Raw genomic sequence first — 18,783 nt, forward strand, 5'->3', positions numbered from 1 at the left:
TCACTTTTGCCAAGGAACCGTTGGCAAATCACTCGAGCGATTCTTTGTTTGTTTTTGATTAGTCCCCAAATTCTTTCGCTACTTCTATCCGTTTTTCGTTTTGATCTTTTGCATTGTTCATGTCAAATTCCAAAACGGTTTGATAGCCAAGACCATCTGCTGTTTCTTGCATTTCTTTTAGCAATTGGTCAAATTCTGCTTCATCTTTGGCAAAAACCATTCGCCAAGAGTACTCGATGATTGTCGCTTTGGCTTGGTTCCGCAACGTAGAGATCTCTGAACTATCTTCTGGCGCTACATAGCTGGCACCAGGGGCAACTAACAATTGGTCGTTCTCCTCTAAATAGCCAATGGTGGATTCTGCACCACCCATATTTTTTGACCAATCTTCTTTTACAGGATCGGTTGTTTCATTTTGATAGCTTTCCCACATCGTATAAGCATAAGGGAAGCCTGTATCAGGATTGATATCGATCGGTAATACCGTATTGACGTTGAGTGCAGATACGCCATCTTTGTAACTTCCGCCACCGTATTCTTCTGGCACATCCCCATCACCATCTAGCAATGCTTGTTTTCCGAACTCAGTTAAGACAGGCTCGCCGTCTTTCATTTCCCAAGTCAACCCTTCTGGACCACTACTGCCGCTTGTTTGAGAAGAATTTGCTAACACACCTTCTGATGAGTAGAGCCAGTCAATGAAGGCTGCGATTCGCTCTGGGTCTTCGGCATTAGAACCGATCCCGATAAATTGTTTGCCACCGTATACTTCCGCACCATAAGAGAAGATTTTTTGATCTTGGATCGGTGCCAACATAAAGCCTTTTCCTTCAGTCAAGTTCGTGGTCGTATTAAAGGCCGCTTGACCTAACCAAGGCCACCATGAGAATAACACTTGTCCTTCTTGGAATTTTGCAAAAAGTGTATCGTAATTTTGCGTCGTTGATTCTGGGTCAACTAAGCCCATTTGATTGGCTTCGAAGTAAAACTTAAGTGCACGAATATATTCAGAGTCACTATCGAGAATGCTTTGATAATCAGATCCATCGGCTTTTGCCAAGACAAATCCTGATTCATCGTACCCATAGTAAGTGACAAGCTGTTTGCCTGCATTCATCATGTTGCCGTCCCAATCGCTGAATAGAGAAAACCCATACACTTTTTTGCCAGAATCTGTTGTTGGATTGTCTTCTTGCATTTTTTGAATCACAGGAAGCAGGTCTTCCAATGTCCCGATTTCTGGGTATCCTTGCTCCCCATAAAGATCCCAACGCACGTAAGCACCAAATGTAGGGTCTAATCCTTCTGAAGGATCGGTGGCCTTTAAGGTAGAAACAGAAGTTGGAAAGCCATACAACCCATCGGCATCTTTGTTTAGATTTTGAACAGCCGCATCGAAGCGCTGAACGTTTTCCATAGTTTCATAATACTCGCTCGCATCGGTCAACAAACCTGCTTCAACCAATTCGTTGTATTGTTGGCCATTATCAACAATGATCAAATCACCCAAATCGCCTGCTGCTGTTCTCGTTTGATAAAGGGTATCACCGTTTCCAGCAACGTTTGGTGCGATGATGTTCAATTCCATATTGAATTTATCCCGCACGATTTTGGCAAACCAACCTTCTTGCATCCCCATATAGTTGGCTAGCCCATTATAGACATCGATCGTGATCGTTTCATCGTAGCCACTTTCGCTGGAAGCAGCGTCTGTGTCAGATTCAGCCGCTCCTCCACAGCCGGCTAAACTACCTAGCAATGTCATGCCTAACAAACCTGTTGCTACATATTTGGACATTTTTTTCATTTTCTTCCCTCTTTCTTTTTATTAGCCTTTCACCGCACCCAACATAATTCCTTTAACAAAATACTTCTGGAATAGCGGATAAATGAACATGATTGGTAAAACAACAATGACTGAAACGGTCATGCGGATCGACGTCGGCGTCTGCGTTGTTGCTGCTGAAGCGATGCTGGAAAGTGATCCCGAGGTATTTTTGACCATTTGTGCCAACGAATTGGCTTGATTGATATACGTATAAAGAAGGTATTGCAAGGAGTAGAGACTTTGATCCGTAATGTAAATCAGTGTATCCTGGAAGGAATTCCATTGACCCACTGCCGAGAAAATCGCTACTGTTGCTAAAATCGGTGTACAGTTGGGTAAAATTACCCGAAAGAATACTTGAATGATGCCAGCTCCATCCATTTCAGCTGCTTCTTGCAATGATTTGGGGATCGACTCAATATAGGTTTTCACCAAGATGATATTAAAGGGCTGAACGACAGCCGGCAAAATATAGACCCAAAAGTTATTCGTTAAACCTAATGTCTTCATCGTGATGAATAATGGAATCAACCCTGCATTGAAATACATTGTAATCACGACAAAGCGATACCAAAATTTTCGTTTCCACATTTTTTCTTGGGTAAACATGAAGCCTAAGAAGGCTGAAGCTAAGACAGTCGCGGCGGTACCAATCACCGTTCTAGCCACCGAAACCGTTGCGGCTAGAGGCAATCCTTTTAGCTGTAACACTTGACTATAGTTTTCAAAATGGATCTCTTGTGGAAAAAAGCGAATTTGGCCTAACGCACTCAACTCATTATTACTGATTGAATTAATGATCAAGTAATAAAAGGGATACGCGCAAATCAACGTAATCAAAAAGAAAAAGGTATAATTGAGGATACTAAACGTCAGGTTTTCACGTTTGGGTACTTTTTTCGCCTTTTTCTTTTCACTAATCGATAGTTCCATAGATATCCTCCTCTCCTAAATAATGGAAGTCCCCCGAATTTTTTTCGAAGCAATATTGACGATGGCTAACAAGGCAACAGAAATGACACTTTTTAGCATACTGATCGCGGTCGCTAGCGATAGACTATTTCCGCCCATCCCTAAATTGTAGACATACAAATCGAGGACTTGGATCGTATTTCGATTGAATGCATTTTGGAAGACAAAGTACTGATCCATTCCGTTGTTCAGCAAGTTGGCGATAGACAGCATCAACATCACAAGGAACGTCGGCATCAAGGCAGGTAGTGTGATATGACGCATCAGGTGGAAACGATTCGCCCCATCGATTCGTGCCGATTCATACAATTCGGGGTCAATTCCTGAAATGCCTGCAAGATACATGATGGCACCCCAGCCCAAGCCTTTCCAAATATTCCAAAGACACATCATCAGCCACGTATGATTGCCGCTATCCAAAAATTTGACTGGATCGGTAACGAAGCCCCATTCTTGCAGCAACGTGTTTACCAGCCCTGTTGAAGAAAACAAGCTAAAGGCAATCGTATACACCAAAACCCAACTGATAAAATTCGGCAGCGTGGTCAGCGTTTGGACCAAATTTTTAAACCATTTGCACTTGATTTCGTTCAGTAAAATGGCGAAGCCTACTGGTAGGATCGAAGTGGCGATCCCTAAAAAACTCATGGCAAAGGTGTTTTTCATTACTTGTACGATCTGATCCACTTGTGTTGGACTAGAGACAAGAAGTCGAAACCATTTGAAGCCTACGAACTCGCTGCGCGCTAAACCTAATGCTGGTTTGTAATCATAAAGTGAATAAATCCATCCGTGCAAAGGAAAATAAGAGAACAAAAACACGAGAATCAGAAAGGGAACGATGCATAAAAACAAAATCTTCCCTTCTCGTGTCACCCGCTTATTTTTTCTTGGGACACTGCTTAGTTTACTTTCCATTTTCCTCCCCCTTTTTTTGTAACCGCTTTTACATTTTTAATACTAGCACCTGAATGCTTATTTGCCACCTGTGAAAAATAGAGGTCAATCCGTACATTTTAGACTTCATTTTTCTTTTATTTATAAAGAACGTTGATCTATCAATGTTTTCGCTAGAAACCGCTCAAATGGTAAGGCTTTCAAAATTTGTTTTTTGCGAGTACTATAGGAATATATCAATTTTGGAGGTATAAAAATGAAGTACAATCCTGATGGTCAACTGTACAAAATAACCACCGTTTTTTCACAATTCACATTGTTAAATTTACTATATATCATTAGCTGTTTGCCAATTATTACGATTGGTGCTGCGACAGCTGCCCTTTATGAAGTGACGATTCGTTATGCGGATGAGGAGCGTGGTGAATTGATTGTAGGCTATGTGCGAGCGCTACGAGCAAACTTTATGAAAGCCACCGGTAGTTTTCTCCTTCTTGGGCTCCCCATGGTAGCACTACTGTATAGTAGCTTGTTTTGGTTTTCCTCAAAAACCATTCTTGCCAGTATTTTTGCTTTCGTTCTAATTGTTACAGCTATTTATCTGTTTATTGTATTAGTCTATTGCCTTGCCTTAATTGGACGTTATGAAAACAGCTTTAGGCAAACACTAAAAAATGCGTTTCTGTTACCGATCGCGGACCCTATCCGTTCGTTAGCTCTCGCACTTATTCCTATCGCTGCGTTTTGTTTTGTTGTTTTATTTCCGTTGTTTAAATTTCTCTTGTTGATTTTTGGCTTTTCTTTTGTTATTTATTGTAGTTCGTTCCTGTTGCTTTCTATCTTTCGTAATCAACAAGCATGAAAAGAATCAGTCATCTCTCACTTTTTCGTCGTCTGAGTCAGTTTTCCATTCGGCGACAATTGTTCATTCTTTATCTACCTGTTGTTTTTTTATCCACAGTGACTATAGGTCTCTTATTGGTCTACGATTCAACCAAACAGCTGACAGGCAATTACCAGCACTTGGCAGAGTTGAATGCGCAGCGTGTCAAATCTGTTCTTTTTGATACAACAAACACACTGACAAACACGGCGAGTTCCTTATCAAACGATACCCATCTACGTCAACTTTTAACTGCCAATTACCTTGACGATCAAGAAGCGATCGTGGACATCAATAGCTATGATCAGCTAGATGAGATCAGAAATCTTCAAACCTCGATTGCGAAATTAACCATCTATACAACGAATCAAACCATTCCGAACTATAAATATTTTCAACAGGCAGATGACACGATTCAAGCGACCGCCTGGTACCAACGAGCGCTCAAGCAACCCGATGCTTTTTTGATGACGATGCCAGAGGATTACAAAGCAAATCGTTTGAGTCTTTATAAAACGTTGCCTTTGCCTTTATCAAAAGAAACAGCAGTTTTGGAGATCCAAGTCGATTACAATTATCTCAGTAACCGACTTCGTAATTCATCCTATGAATTGGAATTACAGTTAAATGATGATGTCATCTTTTATAGCGACAAAATCAATCAAGTTGGGGAACCGGGACAGCTGACAGCTCTTTCTGAGCCGCAAACGAGTGCTGCCTTTTTAAAAAATGATGGGACCAAGGTGATGCTCACCAAAAGCACCTTACCCATGAGTAACAAAGAAGACATCATCACGATTTATAGTGCGGATACCAATGCCTACAGCAATCTACGCGCCAATCTGATCCGGTGGAGCACGATCGTTTTGGTGATTTTGATCACTACTTTCATCATCGTCTTTCTCTTTGCTCGATTCTTTACCAAACGAATCTCTCAACTGCAGCAGGCGGTCTACTTTGCCTCGATCGAGGATTATGATTTCTTTCAAAATATCAGCGGCGAAGACGAGATTTCACAGATCTCTCTTGATTTCCACAAGATCATTCAACGAATCAAGAAAAAAGAAGAAGAGATCTACCGTTCACGTTTGGCACAGCAAGAGCTGTTGACTCAGCAGCAGCAAATGGAATTTAATATCTTAGCGGGGCAGATCAACCCCCACTTCTTGTTCAATACATTAGAAACGATTCGTATGATGGCGCTGACTTCTGGCAATTCTGACGTCGTTTATGCCATCAAGTTACTGGCAAAATCGATGCGCTATACGCTAGAAGCCCACGGAACCAAGCGAACGAGCTTAGAAGAGTCCTTAGATGCGGTTCACGTGTATGTCAAGATCCAGCGGATGCGCTTTGGCGATCGAGTCAACTTTTCCTATTCAGTCTCCAATGAGATCGACCAAAAAGAAGTCCAAATATTGCCCCTCCTGATTCAACCATTGGTGGAAAATGCCATCTCCCATGGTTTGGAAGGCATCACCTATCCAGGGTTTGTCCGTTTGACGATCACCAAAGACGGCCATGATCTGGTGATCGTGGTACAAGACAACGGCAGCGGGATACCGCCAGAAAAACTCGAACACTTGCAGCAAAAAATCAAGACGCCCTCCACCCATGCCAAAAAGAACATTGGGCTAGCCAACGTCAATCATCGGGTCAAAATGTTTTATGGACCTGAATACGGCTTGACGATCGAGAGTGTGTTGGGCAGCGGCACACAAGTCACCTTGCGGATCCACGATCTAAGCCAAGATTCATCTTCTCCTCACTAAAACAGCAAAGCCCCCCTTCGATTCCTGTTTCAGGAATCGAAGGGGGGCTTTTGATTGATTAGAAATCCCGCACATGAACGGTTTGTTGTGATGAAGAGGCGCTAGCATAGCAGCCTACCATGATCCCAGTAAAGACACCGCCAACTTCAGTAGTCAGATATTTTGTTTCTCCACTGCCTAAAGGTTGTGCTTGTCCTTGCTCATCAACAACAGAAAAACGATAAGTTTCTTTATCGGCGCTCAGCTGCAAGGTGACCGTATCTGCTGCATAAGGCAGTTTCTTTTCCACTTTCCATAGGGAGCCGATTTGTCGGCGGAAAACTAGCTGCTGACTGGACGCCGTTTTTTCCAGGTATCCCTCATAATGATGGGTGGTATTTAAGAAAACCGTCAATCCCGCTTGTCCATCCGTTAGTTGCCGACAATCAAAGGTTGCTTGAAATTGTTGATCAAAGGCGGTTTGCCGTTGGAACACAGCCGCAAGTTTGCCTTGATCAGACAGACCCGTCTGATTAGGATGCAGCAAGAAGCCATACGGCTCTTCTTCAATCAACGTCGGGTCCCATTCGAATAAAGTCACGTAATCAGGCTTGCTGCTCTTCTTTTGTGTTTCCTTTGGTGCCGCCGCTGTGTCTACCTGAATGGTTTCTGGTAAATGACCTTCTTCGCCAAACACCGGCCATGGGTTTGACCAGTCTACTGGCAGTAGGCATGTTTCCCGCCCTAACAAATGCCTCAAAGGATAGCTGATGGGGCGTACTGCTAGACAGACTGCCCACCAGTTGCCTTTAGTATCTTGCACGAGATCCGCATGCCCTGCGGCTTGCAGTGGCAGATTCGTACTGCGATTGGTCATCACTGGATTGTTGGGGCATGCTTCATAGGGTCCCGTCAAGGAACGGCTGCGGGCCATGGTCAGCATATGCCCATAGGACGTTCCGCCTTCGGAGATCAACAGGTAGTAATAACCGTCTTTTTTATACAAGTGGGGGCCTTCTGGATCAGCCGCTCCGCTGCCCGTCCAAATATTTTGCCGCGGGCCTAGATCTCCAGAAGCCAAATCGATCGTCCGCAGATAGATCTCCTTATGGGTGCCTAAGTAATAGGTCTGTCCATCGTCATCTGCGAAAATTGTTGGGTCGATCCCAGGGGTGTCCAGCCAAATCGGGTCAGACCATTCACCAGCGATGTCATCCGTCCAAATCAGAAAATTGCCTTCTCCTCCTTCGTTTGCACCAACATTGGTGCAAACGAGGTAAAAGCGGTCCTTGATGAAACGCAAGGTTGGGGCATACAGACCAAAAGCATTGGGGTTTTTCGTCGGTAGCTGCAACTGCTCAGGTCGCGAAAGTCCATGGCCAATCAGCTGCCAGTCTGCCAAGTTTTTACTGTGATAGATTGGTAATCCAGGAAAATATTCAAAAGTACTCGTCACCAGATAAAAGTCTTCACCGACACGGCAAATACTGGGATCTGGATGAAATCCAGGTAAAATTGGATTCGTGATGGTTCGCATGGGCATCTAAAACTCCTTTATCGTGGTTTGGTCAGCCGTCAGCTCATGGCTCGTTTTTCCAGCAGTCGTGTGTATCTGCAAGAATGCTTGCTGGATGCCAGTCAGCTTGACGATCAGTTCTTGATCGACTCTTTCGACAGCCACCTCGCCAAGCCACTCACCGTGGTGATCATAGATAGCGGCAGCGGTCTTGTCTTGCGGATCAAAAAGATGGATCGTTGGATGTTGGGCATAGTCATAGACTGCTTTGGTTTGTTCATGGCCTTCGATAATGACTTGATTTGGTCGGACTAACAGTGGCAAGTGGAAATAGTCATAGGTTTCTTGGTACCAGCGTCCGCCCTCGTATGCTTTGCCAGATAAATAGTCGATCCAATGCCCCTTCGTTTTCGGTACGTAAAAGGAGACTGTTCCTTGATCATTAAAAATGGGCGCCACTAAAAGGTGTTCCCCCAGCATGTATTGGCGATCCAAATGATGGGTCATCTCGTCTTCAGGAAACTCTAAGACCATTGCCCGCATCATCGGAATCCCCGTTTGAGCGGTTAGCACCGATTGGGCTTGCAAGTAAGGCATCAAGGACAGTTTTAACTTGGTAAAGGCTTTAGCTACCGCCACGGCTTCGTCGTCATAGACCCATGGCACTTTGTATTCCCAGCTGCCATGGTAACGGCTATGGGAAGACAGCAGACCAAATTGTGTCCAGCGCTTGTAGAGGTCTGGAGTTGAGCCAGCTTCAAACCCTGAGATATCGTGGCTCCAATACCCAAAGCCGCCTAATCCAAAGGATAGACCGGCTCGCAGCGACTCTGCCATCGATGGATAATCCGAGGTACTGTCGCCGCCCCAGTGTACAGGCAAACGTTGCGAACCAACCGAAGCTGCCCGCGCAAAAACGATGGCTTCTTCTGCTCCCTTGACTTCTTTCAGCAAGTCAAAGACGACCTTATTGTATAGATAGGCGTAATAATTGTGCATTTTTTCTGGATCAGAGCCATCATAGTACACCGCATCGGTGGGAATCCGTTCACCAAAATCCGTTTTGAAGCAATCCACCCCCATGTCTAATAAGGTACGCAGCTTGCTGTTGTACCAAGCGACCGCTTCAGGGTTGGTGAAGTCGACGATCGCCAAACCTGCTTGCCATTTGTCCCATTGCCAGACATCTCCATTGGCACGTTTCAAAAAGTAGCCATTCGTCATTCCTTCATCAAACAAGGGTGATTTTTGCCCAATGTAAGGATTGATCCAGACACAGATTTTCAATCCTTTGGCTTTCAAGCGCTGCAGCATTTTTTCAGGTTCTGGGAAAGTTCGTTCATCCCACGTGAAGTTGCACCACTCGTATTCTTTCATCCATAAGCAGTCAAAATGAAAGACCTCAAGAGGGATATCACGTTCTGCCATACCGTCTACAAAAGACGTCACGGTTTGTTCATCATAATCCGTCAAGAACGAGGTACTTAGCCATAACCCAAAGGACCATGCAGGCGGCAGCGACGGTTTTCCCGTCAAATCAGTGTAGCGCTGGATCACTTGTTTCAGCTCATCGCCGGCAATCACAAAGTATTGTAGCGATTGTCCTGGATTGCTGAATTGAACACGCGAAACTTTTTCACTCCCCACTTCGAATTGCACCCGATCTGGTGAATTGACAAAGACGCCATACCCTTTATTACTTACATAAAAAGGAATATTTTTATAAGCTTGCTCTGTACCAGTCCCCCCATCGGCATTCCAAATATCAACACTTTGGCCATTCTTCACGAAATTAGTAAAGCGTTCCCCTAAACCATAGATCGTTTCTCCCACATCCAGAGTCAACTGCTCGCTGATATGGGTATTTGCTTGCGGATCGATCACTAAAGCTTTGCTGCGAGGCTTGCTTTGGGTAATCAGCTGTTCTTTGTAATAAAACGAAGCTGTCACATTTTCCTCTTTGGTGATTACGACTTGCAAGTCTCCCGAGCGAAAAACATATGATTGCTCGTCTTCTGAAATATCAGGAGTGATCGCTTCTGTCATCAATTCAAAATCGGGGGCTTTGGCTTGGACCCCTTTATAGTTATAGAGGGTGATCCCAATGATATTGCTTCTAGGGGTAGTGACTTCCATCGTTAACAATCCGCCATCCAGCGTTGCCCCTTTATGTCCGACATAGCTATAAGGCAGATATAAAACCAATTTGTTTTCTTCTTTACGGGCATCGTAGACATGCACCGCAAATTTCACATCAAATCCTTCACGAAATAACCAACCGCCATCTGAAAATTTCATTTTTTTCCTCCTTGTTGGATCAATGTCAACGCCCCTAACAGACCAGAATCATTATAGTAACGACAAGTCTCGATCGGCACTTGGAAATCTGGCCAATGGGGGTTCTCATTGATTGCTTGTTTGATTATAGCTAATAGATCAGGGTGTTGGCTGATGCCGCCGCCGATCAGTATTTTTTCGGGATTCATCGTGACAGCTAGGTTGTAAATCGCAAGTGCGACATAACGTGCCCACTGTTTCAGGATCTCCTGCGTTTCAGGATCACTCGACCACTGCTGCATGATGGTTTCACCTAAAATCTCCTCTGATTCAGGAATCGCTTTTGCCCGCCGATAGGCAGCAATCAGTCCTCTCGTTGAAGCTAGATCATGGAGGGTCGCAAAAGAAGATGCTTGAAAATCAGTGATCATCATTCCGAATTCTCCTGCCCGAAACCCATTGCCGTGAATCAACTGGCGCTGATGAACGAGCGCGCCACCAATACCGGTGCCTAATGTGATCATGACAAAATCTTGTACGTCAGCAGCATTGCCGGTAGAAAGTTCTGCTAAAGCAGCACATTTCGCATCATTTTCGATCCAGATCGGATAAGACTTGGTTAAACGCTGCTGCAGCTCTTGTACGACAGCACAGCCGTGTAAAGGAGCCAACGCCCCCGCCATGATCGCTCGGCCATTGACTGAATCAATGAAACCAGGAAAACTCAGCCCGATCCCTTCGATGATATGCACTTGCTCGACTTCTTTTATTTTGGCAGCTAAGGCAGCAAAAAATTCATCCCGCGTATTACTCGGGGTTTTGATTTTGCCTCGGTCCAGCCATTGATTCTTCTCGGTAAAAACCCCGAATTTGATATAGGTCCCCCCTACATCAAAGCACAGGCGTACATCTGTCATTTCTCCTCCTCCGTTCGAAAAGCGCTTACAGTTTCATTTAAATTATATAAAAGAAAAAAAAGAAAGCCTACTTCTTAGAATAGACTTTCTTACTATAAAAATTAGCTTTTTTCTGTCTCCGATAGGCAATAGGATACTTCTTTTTTATTTCAGCATTGCTCCATTTGAAGCAATGACTTCCTTATACCAATCAAAAGAATCTTTCTTGATTCGATCAAACGAACCATTCCCTTCATTGTCACGGTCTACATAGATGAACCCATATCTTTTTCGCATTTCACCTGTAGTAAATGAGATGAGATCAATACAGCCCCATGCTGTATACCCAATCACATCAATGCCGTCTTCCTCGATGGCAAGCATCATTTGTTTGATGTGTTCAGCTAAATAGTCAATCCGTTCGGGATCATGAATGCCGGTTTCTGTCATTTGGTCATTAAAACCAAAGCCATTTTCCACAATAAAAATCGGCAGTTCATAACGGTCCTGCAAGAGATTCAGCATATAGCGCAATCCCATGTGGTCAATCGTCCAGCCCCATTCCGTCATCGTTGCATAAGGATTCGTTGTTAGCACACTGCTGCCCAACAAAGGATCATGTAGATAGTTTGCATCTGAGCGGGTAGATACTGTATTGCTTAAATAATAAGTAATACCGATATAATCAACGGTGCCGTTTGCCAAATCATCAAGATCGGCTTCTGTCACATCGATCGTGTACCCTTTTTTCTGCCATTCATTGAGTATTCTTTTTGGGTAGTGTCCACGGACATGTACATCTGTGAAATAGAGTTGATTATTATCTTCTTGTTGTGCTAACAATTGATCACGAGGATCAGAAGTCAGCGGGTAATTAGGTGTGGCAGCTAAACAGCAGCCAATTTGAAACTCAGGATTGATTTTTTTCGCAGCTGTGACGACCCGAGCTGAAGCAACAAACTGATAGTGAGCGGCTTGGTACATGCCTGCTAGTTTCTCCTCATCCTCGTCAAAGATCACACCAGAATTGGTAAAACTGTAAATTGGATTATCGATGATCCGCTGATTGTTGATCTCGTTAAATGTTAGCCAATACCGCACTTTTTCTTTGTAGCGTTCCATTACAGTTTGCGCAAAACGTTCAAAAAATCCGATCATCTTTCTGTTGCGCCAAGCCCCATAGGTTTCAACTAAATGATAGGGCATCTCGAAATGAGACAACGTCACAACAGGTTCTATTCCATATTTTTGCATCTCGTCAAAGACCTGATCGTAAAAATACAGCCCTTCTTCGTTCGGTAGTTGTTCATCTCCTAAAGGAAAAATTCGTGTCCATGCGATACTGATTCGCAAAGCTTTGAAACCCATTTCCGCAAAAAGTTTGATATCTTCCGGGTAACGATGGTAAAAATCAATGCCTTCATGATTCGGGTAATATTCCTCAGGCAAGATTGTGTTGGTAATTTTCCGAGGCCGATCTTTCGTTCCTGCTGTCATCACATCGGCAATACTGATCCCTTTCCCGCCTTCTTGCCAAGCACCTTCCACTTGATGAGCGGAGATCGCACCGCCCCATAAAAAGTTTTCTTTCATTTTCAAACTCCTATCCTTCGTTGTTTACGGTAAACAGAATCCCTTCTGCTTCAATTGTTCCGGCCGTTGTTTCGTACTCGATTACTGTATCTGGCCCACAATTTGTAACGATCACGGGTGTCGATAATTGATAGCCTTTATCCAGAATCGCCTGCCGGTCAAAGGTCAACAAACGATCTCCTCGTGCAATTGTCGCACCATTTTCGACGTTAACATCAAAAAACTCACCATTTAGATTCACGGTATTCAATCCGACGTGGATCAATAATTCAACCCCTTGATCAGATTTAATACCAATCGCATGCTTAGAAGGGAAAACAGCAACAACAGTACCTGCAAAAGGTGCCCGAATGATTCCTTCATCGGGGATGACCGCAATTCCTTGTCCAGCGATTCCGCTGGCGAAGACATCGTCTTCCACTTCTGCTAAAGGCATCACTTGTCCTTTTACCGGTGAATAAATCGGAGTTGCTGCATTGGTTAAGATACTTTCTACCTCTGATTCAGGCTCTGCTTCAAATTCTGTTAGTTCACTTTCCTTCACGCCGAAGAAATAAGCCAGTAAAGCTCCTGACAACAATGAAACGGTGATTCCGATCAGATAACCCACCAAAGGACTGTAAACAGGCAAGGAAAAAATATTATGGAAAACATACGCATTCATCGTCACACCAAAAGCGCCTAACACTGCTCCGCCTAAACCACCGGAAATAGCTACGATCGGCAAAAGTCTTTTGTAACGAAGAATAATCCCATAGACGATGGGCTCTGTCACGCCGGCAAAGAAGCCAGTCAAGGCAACTGGGCCTGCCAAAGCCCGCATTTTCGAATGTTTTTTCGCTCGTAAGAAGAAGCCAACTGCAATCCCGATTTGAGCAAAAACAGCGGCCAATGCCATTCCTTCAATAGGGTCTCCACCTAATCTTGTCAGATTATCTAACGTTACAGGTGTAAAGCCCCAGTGCAAACCAAACATAACCATGAAGGTCATCCCGCCGCCTAAAACGATGCCTGAAAGGATCCGGCTTTTTTCAAATAACCACATTACACTTCCTGATAAAAGATCCCCGAAAAAGGTGCCGAATGGACCAAAAAGGATAACGGTCAATGGAATCATGATCATCAAACTAAGCATTGGTACGGCAAACAATTGAATGTCTTTATAAATAATCTTTTTCAAAAATTTATCTACAAATTGATAAATAAAAATAGCCGCAAAAATCGGAAATAGGGTTGTGGCATAGTCCACGGCTTGAACTGGTATCCCCAAGAAATTTGTATTTTCCACGCCAATCAACCCAGTAAACTGAGGTTCCAACAATGCTGCACCAATCACGCCGCCAACGTACATGTTGGCACCTAATCTTTTCGACAACGTGATCCCTAAGAAAATCGGTAAAAAATAAAATATTGCATTACTCGCAGCACTCAAAATGACATAAGTAGAAGATTCTGCTGATAACCAATTAAATTGGGTCAAAACCGTCAGCAGTGCTTTTAGCATCCCCGAACCTGCTAGAGCAGGAATTAAAGGAGAAAAAGCACCTGAGATAATTTCAAATACGGCGTTCAAATTAAAACCTGTTTTTTTCGAAGAACCTGTTTCTTGATCTGATAACCCAGCCATAGCTGAGATCGTCGCATAGTAATCTGATACATTGCTGCCGATTACGACTTGATATTGTCCTCCGCTTTGTACAACAGACATCACATAGGGCAGTTTTTGAAGTTCCCCTTTATTGGCCTTGGCGTCATCCTTCAAGCCAAAACGCAATCTCGTTGCACAATGAACCAAGCTGTCGATATTTTTTTCACCACCGATCAAGCGAATGATCGCGGCACTTTCGTTTTCAAATTTCATAGTTATTCTCCTTTTGCGTATAATAAAAAGCGTGATCTAGAAGACACCTCAAACAAAAGACTCGTTTGAGTGCTCACTCTAGGTCACGCCTGCTTTATCAGTAACGATCCGTTAAGATGCCAATCGATTTAAATGTAAGGTTAAATACAACACTTCATCTTCAGTGATTTCCCACTGATACCTATTTTCCAGAAATTGCTTGATTTTCATAGCACACTCATAATCCAACGGATATTTCAGTTGAATCACATCTAATAAACTAGACGCTGGTTGAGCTGGTAGCTCATTGCTCATCTGTCGTTTAACAAAGTAGCGAATGTGAGTGATGAATCGGGAAAAATAAATAGAGTCTTGTCTGAATTCTTTGCCATAATGATAATTGATGATCGTCAAAATATCTTTCATGACTTTGGAAATCAGCATTGTTTCTTCCATTCCGTTGTTATCGCCTAAAAAATTCACGAAATGCAGCGTAATAAAAGCAGCCTCATCTTGCGGAATATTCAGATGTGTTCGCTTTTGCATCAGCTCAACCGCTTGAAGACCAATTTCATATTCTTTCGGGTACACCTGCTTTAATTCCCATTCTAGGGGTGTTTGAATTTTCATCCCTTCTCTTGCTCTCGTCAGAGCAAAACCGATATGGTCTGCAAGTGCCACTAGCAGTGCAGGATTGCTTTCGCATTGAAACGCTTCCTCAAACAATTTTAAAATATCGCTGGCCAGTTGCAGATCACGATATTCAATCCGTTTAAGCAGCTGTTCCAAATCTGCAATGCTTTTTTGGTCGTTAATGATGAATCGCTTTTCTATTTTCTTTTGATCGACAGTGTCGCCTGGCTTCAAACCAAAGCCGATGCCACTCCCCATCACAACTTCTTCTTGGTGATTGTCGTTCAGGACTAATGAAGCATTATTATTAAATACTTTGACGATTTCCATGGTCAACACCTCCTAAAATAAAACAAAAAAATAACGTCACCAACTAGCTATGATCTTTTTCCAAAATAAACGAATGGAGAAAATCTCATACCTGTGGTCACGCCTGCATTATCAGTAACGATCCGATGCACTTACTATACTTCAAAATGAAAACGACGTCAATAGCTTTTTTAAAGCATTTTCTTGTATGAGCTTCTGACGAGATTATTCAAAAAAATGGCGACAAAAAAGACGTGTTGTCTCTTGCTGCCGCCATGCGAACCTGTAATGCCGCTTTTTCTTTTCACAAATTTCTCTTTTCATTGCCTATGCGATGGACTGTTTTCCTGAAAAATAGCTGCTCATGTATCAGCGAATTTTCTTATGTTTTCCGAAACTCATTCGGTGAAACCTGATGGTATTGTTTGAACTTTTTGTAGAAATAATCAACATTGCTGTAGCCCACCAATTCAGCAACTTCGTAGACCATTAGATTGGAATGACGCAAGATTTCCACCGCTTTTTCCATTCGTACTTCATCCAAGAACGCCAAATAATTTTTCCCAGTTTCTTTGCGAAACTTCTTGCCTAGATAGGCACTATTGTAATTGAAACGTTCCCCGATTTTTTTCAAGGTCAAATCTTCTTGATAATGCTTTTTCGTGTATTGGATCAATTCTGCAATGATATCGATTTGGTTCAAACTGCTGGCGACGGTTGCTTGCAAGTCTGTTAGTTTTGCGGTGATCACGTCTTGCAGCATTGGAAACGTCTGGGCGAGAAAAATCTGCTGATGCACTTCGTCTGTCGACCATTCGATTGCTAAGGCTACTTTTTCACTGATTTGATGCTGCAGCCATTCGATGTCACCATTGATTTGCCATTTGATCTCTTCTTCCAATGCCAATGAATGATAAAAGGTTTGATAATAGCGGGATAACGGCTGTTCTAACGGATCGTTTGCCAAAATCGCCTTAACTAATTCTTCACGCAAATCACTTCGTTCTTCTGCTTCTTGCGTCGTATCCAAAACATGGTGAGAAATGACTTGATTGGGAAATAAGAAAATCAATTTACTTAATGTCTGGATATCGATCATCAATGGCTTCAAGTTATCTTGCGCCGCAAACCAGCGGGAGATCAAGATTTCTTGGTGAGCCATTTTTTTACGGCACCACGCATCGATCGCCTCGTCGGGAAAGCGCTCCTCGTTTAACAGAACCAAATACCGATGATGTCGATGGATCAAGGTGACGACTTGCGCCACTTGCTCCTGCAATTTCTCAACCAGCTTTTGGGCATCTGCCTCCTCGGAAAGACGCAATAGCTTGATGGCTTGTGCGTCTTTGATTCCCGTTTGATCCCCGCCAAACAATTTCTCCATCAACTGACTCTTCTGATTTTTCTGCTGATCGGTCTTGGCTTTTTGATCGATTTTCGTCAAAATACCGATCAGCTCTTCTTCGTCAACTGGTTTCAGCAAATAGGTCACAGCGCCCAGTTGCAACGCTTGTTTGGCATAATCAAAATCTGAGTAGCCGGATAAAATAATGGCAAAAAACAAAAGCCCTTCCTCCGATGCTGCTTGCACCATCTCAAGACCATTTTTTCCCGGCATACGGATATCAGCGATCACAACGTCTGGCTTCAATTCGTGGATCATTGCCAAGCCAGCTTCGCCGTTTTCCGCCGACCCGACGATTTGATACCCCAGACGTTCCCAATCGATGATCAGAGGCAGTCCATTTCGGATCGATGCTTCATCGTCAACGATCAACACTTTACGCATTTTCCAACCTCCATTTTCAGCTACTCCTTCGTTACATCATGTTTCACTTGTCAAACTTGCCCCGTTGGTGCGAATCACCTCTTGATACCAATAAAAACTATCTTTCGGGATGCGCGCCAACTGACGTTCGCTTTGATTGTCGCGATCGACATAAACAAACCCATAGCGTTTTTTGTATCCATTCAACCAACTCAGTAGATCTGTAAAGGACCAAGCACAATAGCCGATCAGCTCAACCCCATCCGTGATGGCCTTTTGCAGTTCCACCAGATGTTCCTGCAAATAGGTGATGCGGTATGGGTCATGGATCTGTTTGTCTTCTGTCAATTGATCGATAGCGCCTAACCCATTTTCAGTAATAAAAATCGGCAAGTCATAATTGGCTTGGATGCGCCGCAAGGCTACACGGAAACCAACGGGATCGATCTCCCAGCCCCAATCTGTTTTTTTCAAGTGAGGATTTTCTGCTGTCGCAAACATGGTTTCTTCGGGTGAGAACTCACCAGCTGCCGCTTGCATCAAATACGGATCGACTTTAGAAAATTCTTTCTTTTCAGCTGACTGCTTTTGCAAATTGTTTTGCTGGGCCGTCCCACCGTGATAGTAATTGATTCCTAAGAAATCAGGTTTTGCCTGTTTTAATAGTGCTTGATCTTCTGGAGTGACTTCAGGAGCCAAGCCAACTTTGGCTAATTGCTTGTACACAAATTTCGGGTATTCGCCTTTGCAATAGACATCTAAAAACCATGCGTTGTTGAAGGCTTCGCCATTTTCTGCTGCTAGCACATCTTCTGGGTCACAGCTAAACGGATACATCGGTCCATAGCCAAAACTTGGACCGATCTTGCCCTGAGGAACCAGCTCATGGAACAAATTGATCGCCTTAGCATTAGCAAGGTTGATGATATGATTGGCTGCATACATCCGTTTTAAGTCCTTCAAGCCCGGCGGATGTGCCGCCCAACGGTACCCAAGAGAAGTGAAGACATTTTGTTCATTCATGGTGACCCAATAGGTGACTTTCTTTCCTAGGCGTTCAAAAAGGATCCGGCAATACCGTTCAAATGCTTCTGCTGTTTCTCGGCCTTCCCATCCTTGGTATTTGTCTTGCAAAGCCTGGGGAAGGTCCCAATGATACAGCGTCAAAATCGGCTCTACTCCTTGCCGAAGCAATTCATCCACCAGCTTTTCGTAAAACGCCACACCCGCTTCATTGACCGCGCCTTCGCCATCAGGCAAGATTCGCGACCACGCCACGCTGAAGCGATAGGCTTTCAAGCCCATTTGCTTCATCAAGGCAACATCTTCTTTGTACCGATGGTAGTGATCGATCGCCACTTTGCCGTTGGTTTCCTCAAAAGTATTGCCAGGAATTTGGGCATAGGTGTCCCAAATCGACGGACCTTTGCCGTCTTCTGCCCATGCTCCTTCAATTTGATAGGCCGCCGAAGCTGCCCCCCATAAGAAGTTTTCTGGGAAAGGATCTAAGTTTGTGTGAAACATCAAGTTGCCTCCTTCATTTCCTAAACCGAAATAAATCGGTTACATTTTATCGTATCATAATTTGGTTGATTCGTAACAATTGCCAAAAGATATTTT

At 43.6% G+C, this 18,783-nt stretch carries 13 protein-coding genes; 2 read left to right on the forward strand and 11 right to left on the reverse strand.

The genetic code is table 11. The features are described 5' to 3' along the window. Positions 1 to 58 precede the first annotated feature (58 nt). From A5878_RS13670 to A5878_RS13680, 3 genes are read right to left on the reverse strand one after another with little or no spacing between them, the layout of a single operon-like run. Positions 59 to 1,807 (reverse strand): ABC transporter substrate-binding protein, encoded by a 1,749-nt coding sequence (locus A5878_RS13670; protein WP_086295685.1) that lies wholly within the window; start codon positions 1,805 to 1,807, stop codon positions 59 to 61. Positions 1,808 to 1,828: 21 nt separating this feature from the next. Further along, entirely contained in the window at positions 1,829 to 2,761 is a 933-nt protein-coding gene (locus tag A5878_RS13675; protein WP_005234069.1) for a carbohydrate ABC transporter permease, read from the reverse strand. A gap of 15 nt (positions 2,762 to 2,776) precedes the next feature. After that, positions 2,777 to 3,718, reverse strand: a complete 942-nt coding sequence (locus A5878_RS13680; protein WP_005228459.1) for a sugar ABC transporter permease — start codon at positions 3,716 to 3,718, stop codon at positions 2,777 to 2,779. A gap of 235 nt (positions 3,719 to 3,953) precedes the next feature. Here A5878_RS13680 and A5878_RS13685 point away from each other — a divergent pair, with 235 nt between their 5' ends. Both A5878_RS13685 and A5878_RS13690 read left to right on the forward strand, forming a co-directional pair. Next, a complete protein-coding gene (locus A5878_RS13685) occupies positions 3,954 to 4,559 on the forward strand; it encodes a YesL family protein (protein WP_005234068.1) in 606 nt (201 codons plus the stop codon). Next, complete coding sequence (locus A5878_RS13690) at positions 4,556 to 6,352, forward strand: sensor histidine kinase (protein WP_086295686.1); 1,797 nt, start codon at positions 4,556 to 4,558, stop codon at positions 6,350 to 6,352. Before A5878_RS13685 ends, A5878_RS13690 begins: the two co-directional genes overlap by 4 nt. 58 nt (positions 6,353 to 6,410) lie before the next feature. Here A5878_RS13690 and A5878_RS13695 read toward each other — a convergent pair whose 3' ends face one another. The 8 genes from A5878_RS13695 to A5878_RS13730 all read right to left on the reverse strand — a co-directional run bounded on the left by A5878_RS13695 (position 6,411) and on the right by A5878_RS13730 (position 18,687). Further along, on the reverse strand, positions 6,411 to 7,874 hold the full coding sequence (locus A5878_RS13695; RefSeq protein ID WP_086295687.1) for a glycoside hydrolase family 43 protein: 1,464 nt from the start codon (positions 7,872 to 7,874) through the stop codon (positions 6,411 to 6,413). Then, entirely contained in the window at positions 7,875 to 10,145 is a 2,271-nt protein-coding gene (gene yicI, locus A5878_RS13700) for an alpha-xylosidase (protein WP_086295688.1), read from the reverse strand. It abuts the gene before it with no gap. Further along, a complete protein-coding gene (locus A5878_RS13705; protein WP_060791438.1) occupies positions 10,142 to 11,041 on the reverse strand; it encodes an ROK family protein in 900 nt (299 codons plus the stop codon). Before A5878_RS13705 ends, yicI begins: the two co-directional genes overlap by 4 nt. Positions 11,042 to 11,185: 144 nt before the next feature. Next, positions 11,186 to 12,613 carry a 6-phospho-beta-glucosidase gene (locus A5878_RS13710; RefSeq protein ID WP_060791439.1) on the reverse strand — a complete coding sequence of 476 codons (1,428 nt, stop codon included), beginning with the start codon at positions 12,611 to 12,613 and terminating at the stop codon, positions 11,186 to 11,188. Positions 12,614 to 12,623: 10 nt separating this feature from the next. Continuing rightward, positions 12,624 to 14,474 (reverse strand): beta-glucoside-specific PTS transporter subunit IIABC, encoded by a 1,851-nt coding sequence (locus A5878_RS13715; RefSeq protein WP_060791440.1) that lies wholly within the window; start codon positions 14,472 to 14,474, stop codon positions 12,624 to 12,626. 111 nt (positions 14,475 to 14,585) lie between these two features. Beyond that, positions 14,586 to 15,416: a BglG family transcription antiterminator LicT gene (licT, locus tag A5878_RS13720; protein ID WP_010749938.1), complete on the reverse strand. Its 831-nt coding sequence runs from the start codon at positions 15,414 to 15,416 to the stop codon at positions 14,586 to 14,588. A 361-nt stretch (positions 15,417 to 15,777) separates the two neighbouring features. After that, entirely contained in the window at positions 15,778 to 17,184 is a 1,407-nt protein-coding gene (locus tag A5878_RS13725; protein ID WP_086295689.1) for a response regulator, read from the reverse strand. Between the two features lie 36 nt (positions 17,185 to 17,220). Continuing rightward, positions 17,221 to 18,687 carry a glycoside hydrolase family 1 protein gene (locus A5878_RS13730; RefSeq protein ID WP_060791443.1) on the reverse strand — a complete coding sequence of 489 codons (1,467 nt, stop codon included), beginning with the start codon at positions 18,685 to 18,687 and terminating at the stop codon, positions 17,221 to 17,223. Positions 18,688 to 18,783: the final 96 nt, after the last annotated feature.

The sequence above is a fragment of the Enterococcus sp. 3G6_DIV0642 genome (genome assembly GCF_002140635.1).
Taxonomy (GTDB): domain Bacteria; phylum Bacillota; class Bacilli; order Lactobacillales; family Enterococcaceae; genus Enterococcus_D; species Enterococcus_D casseliflavus.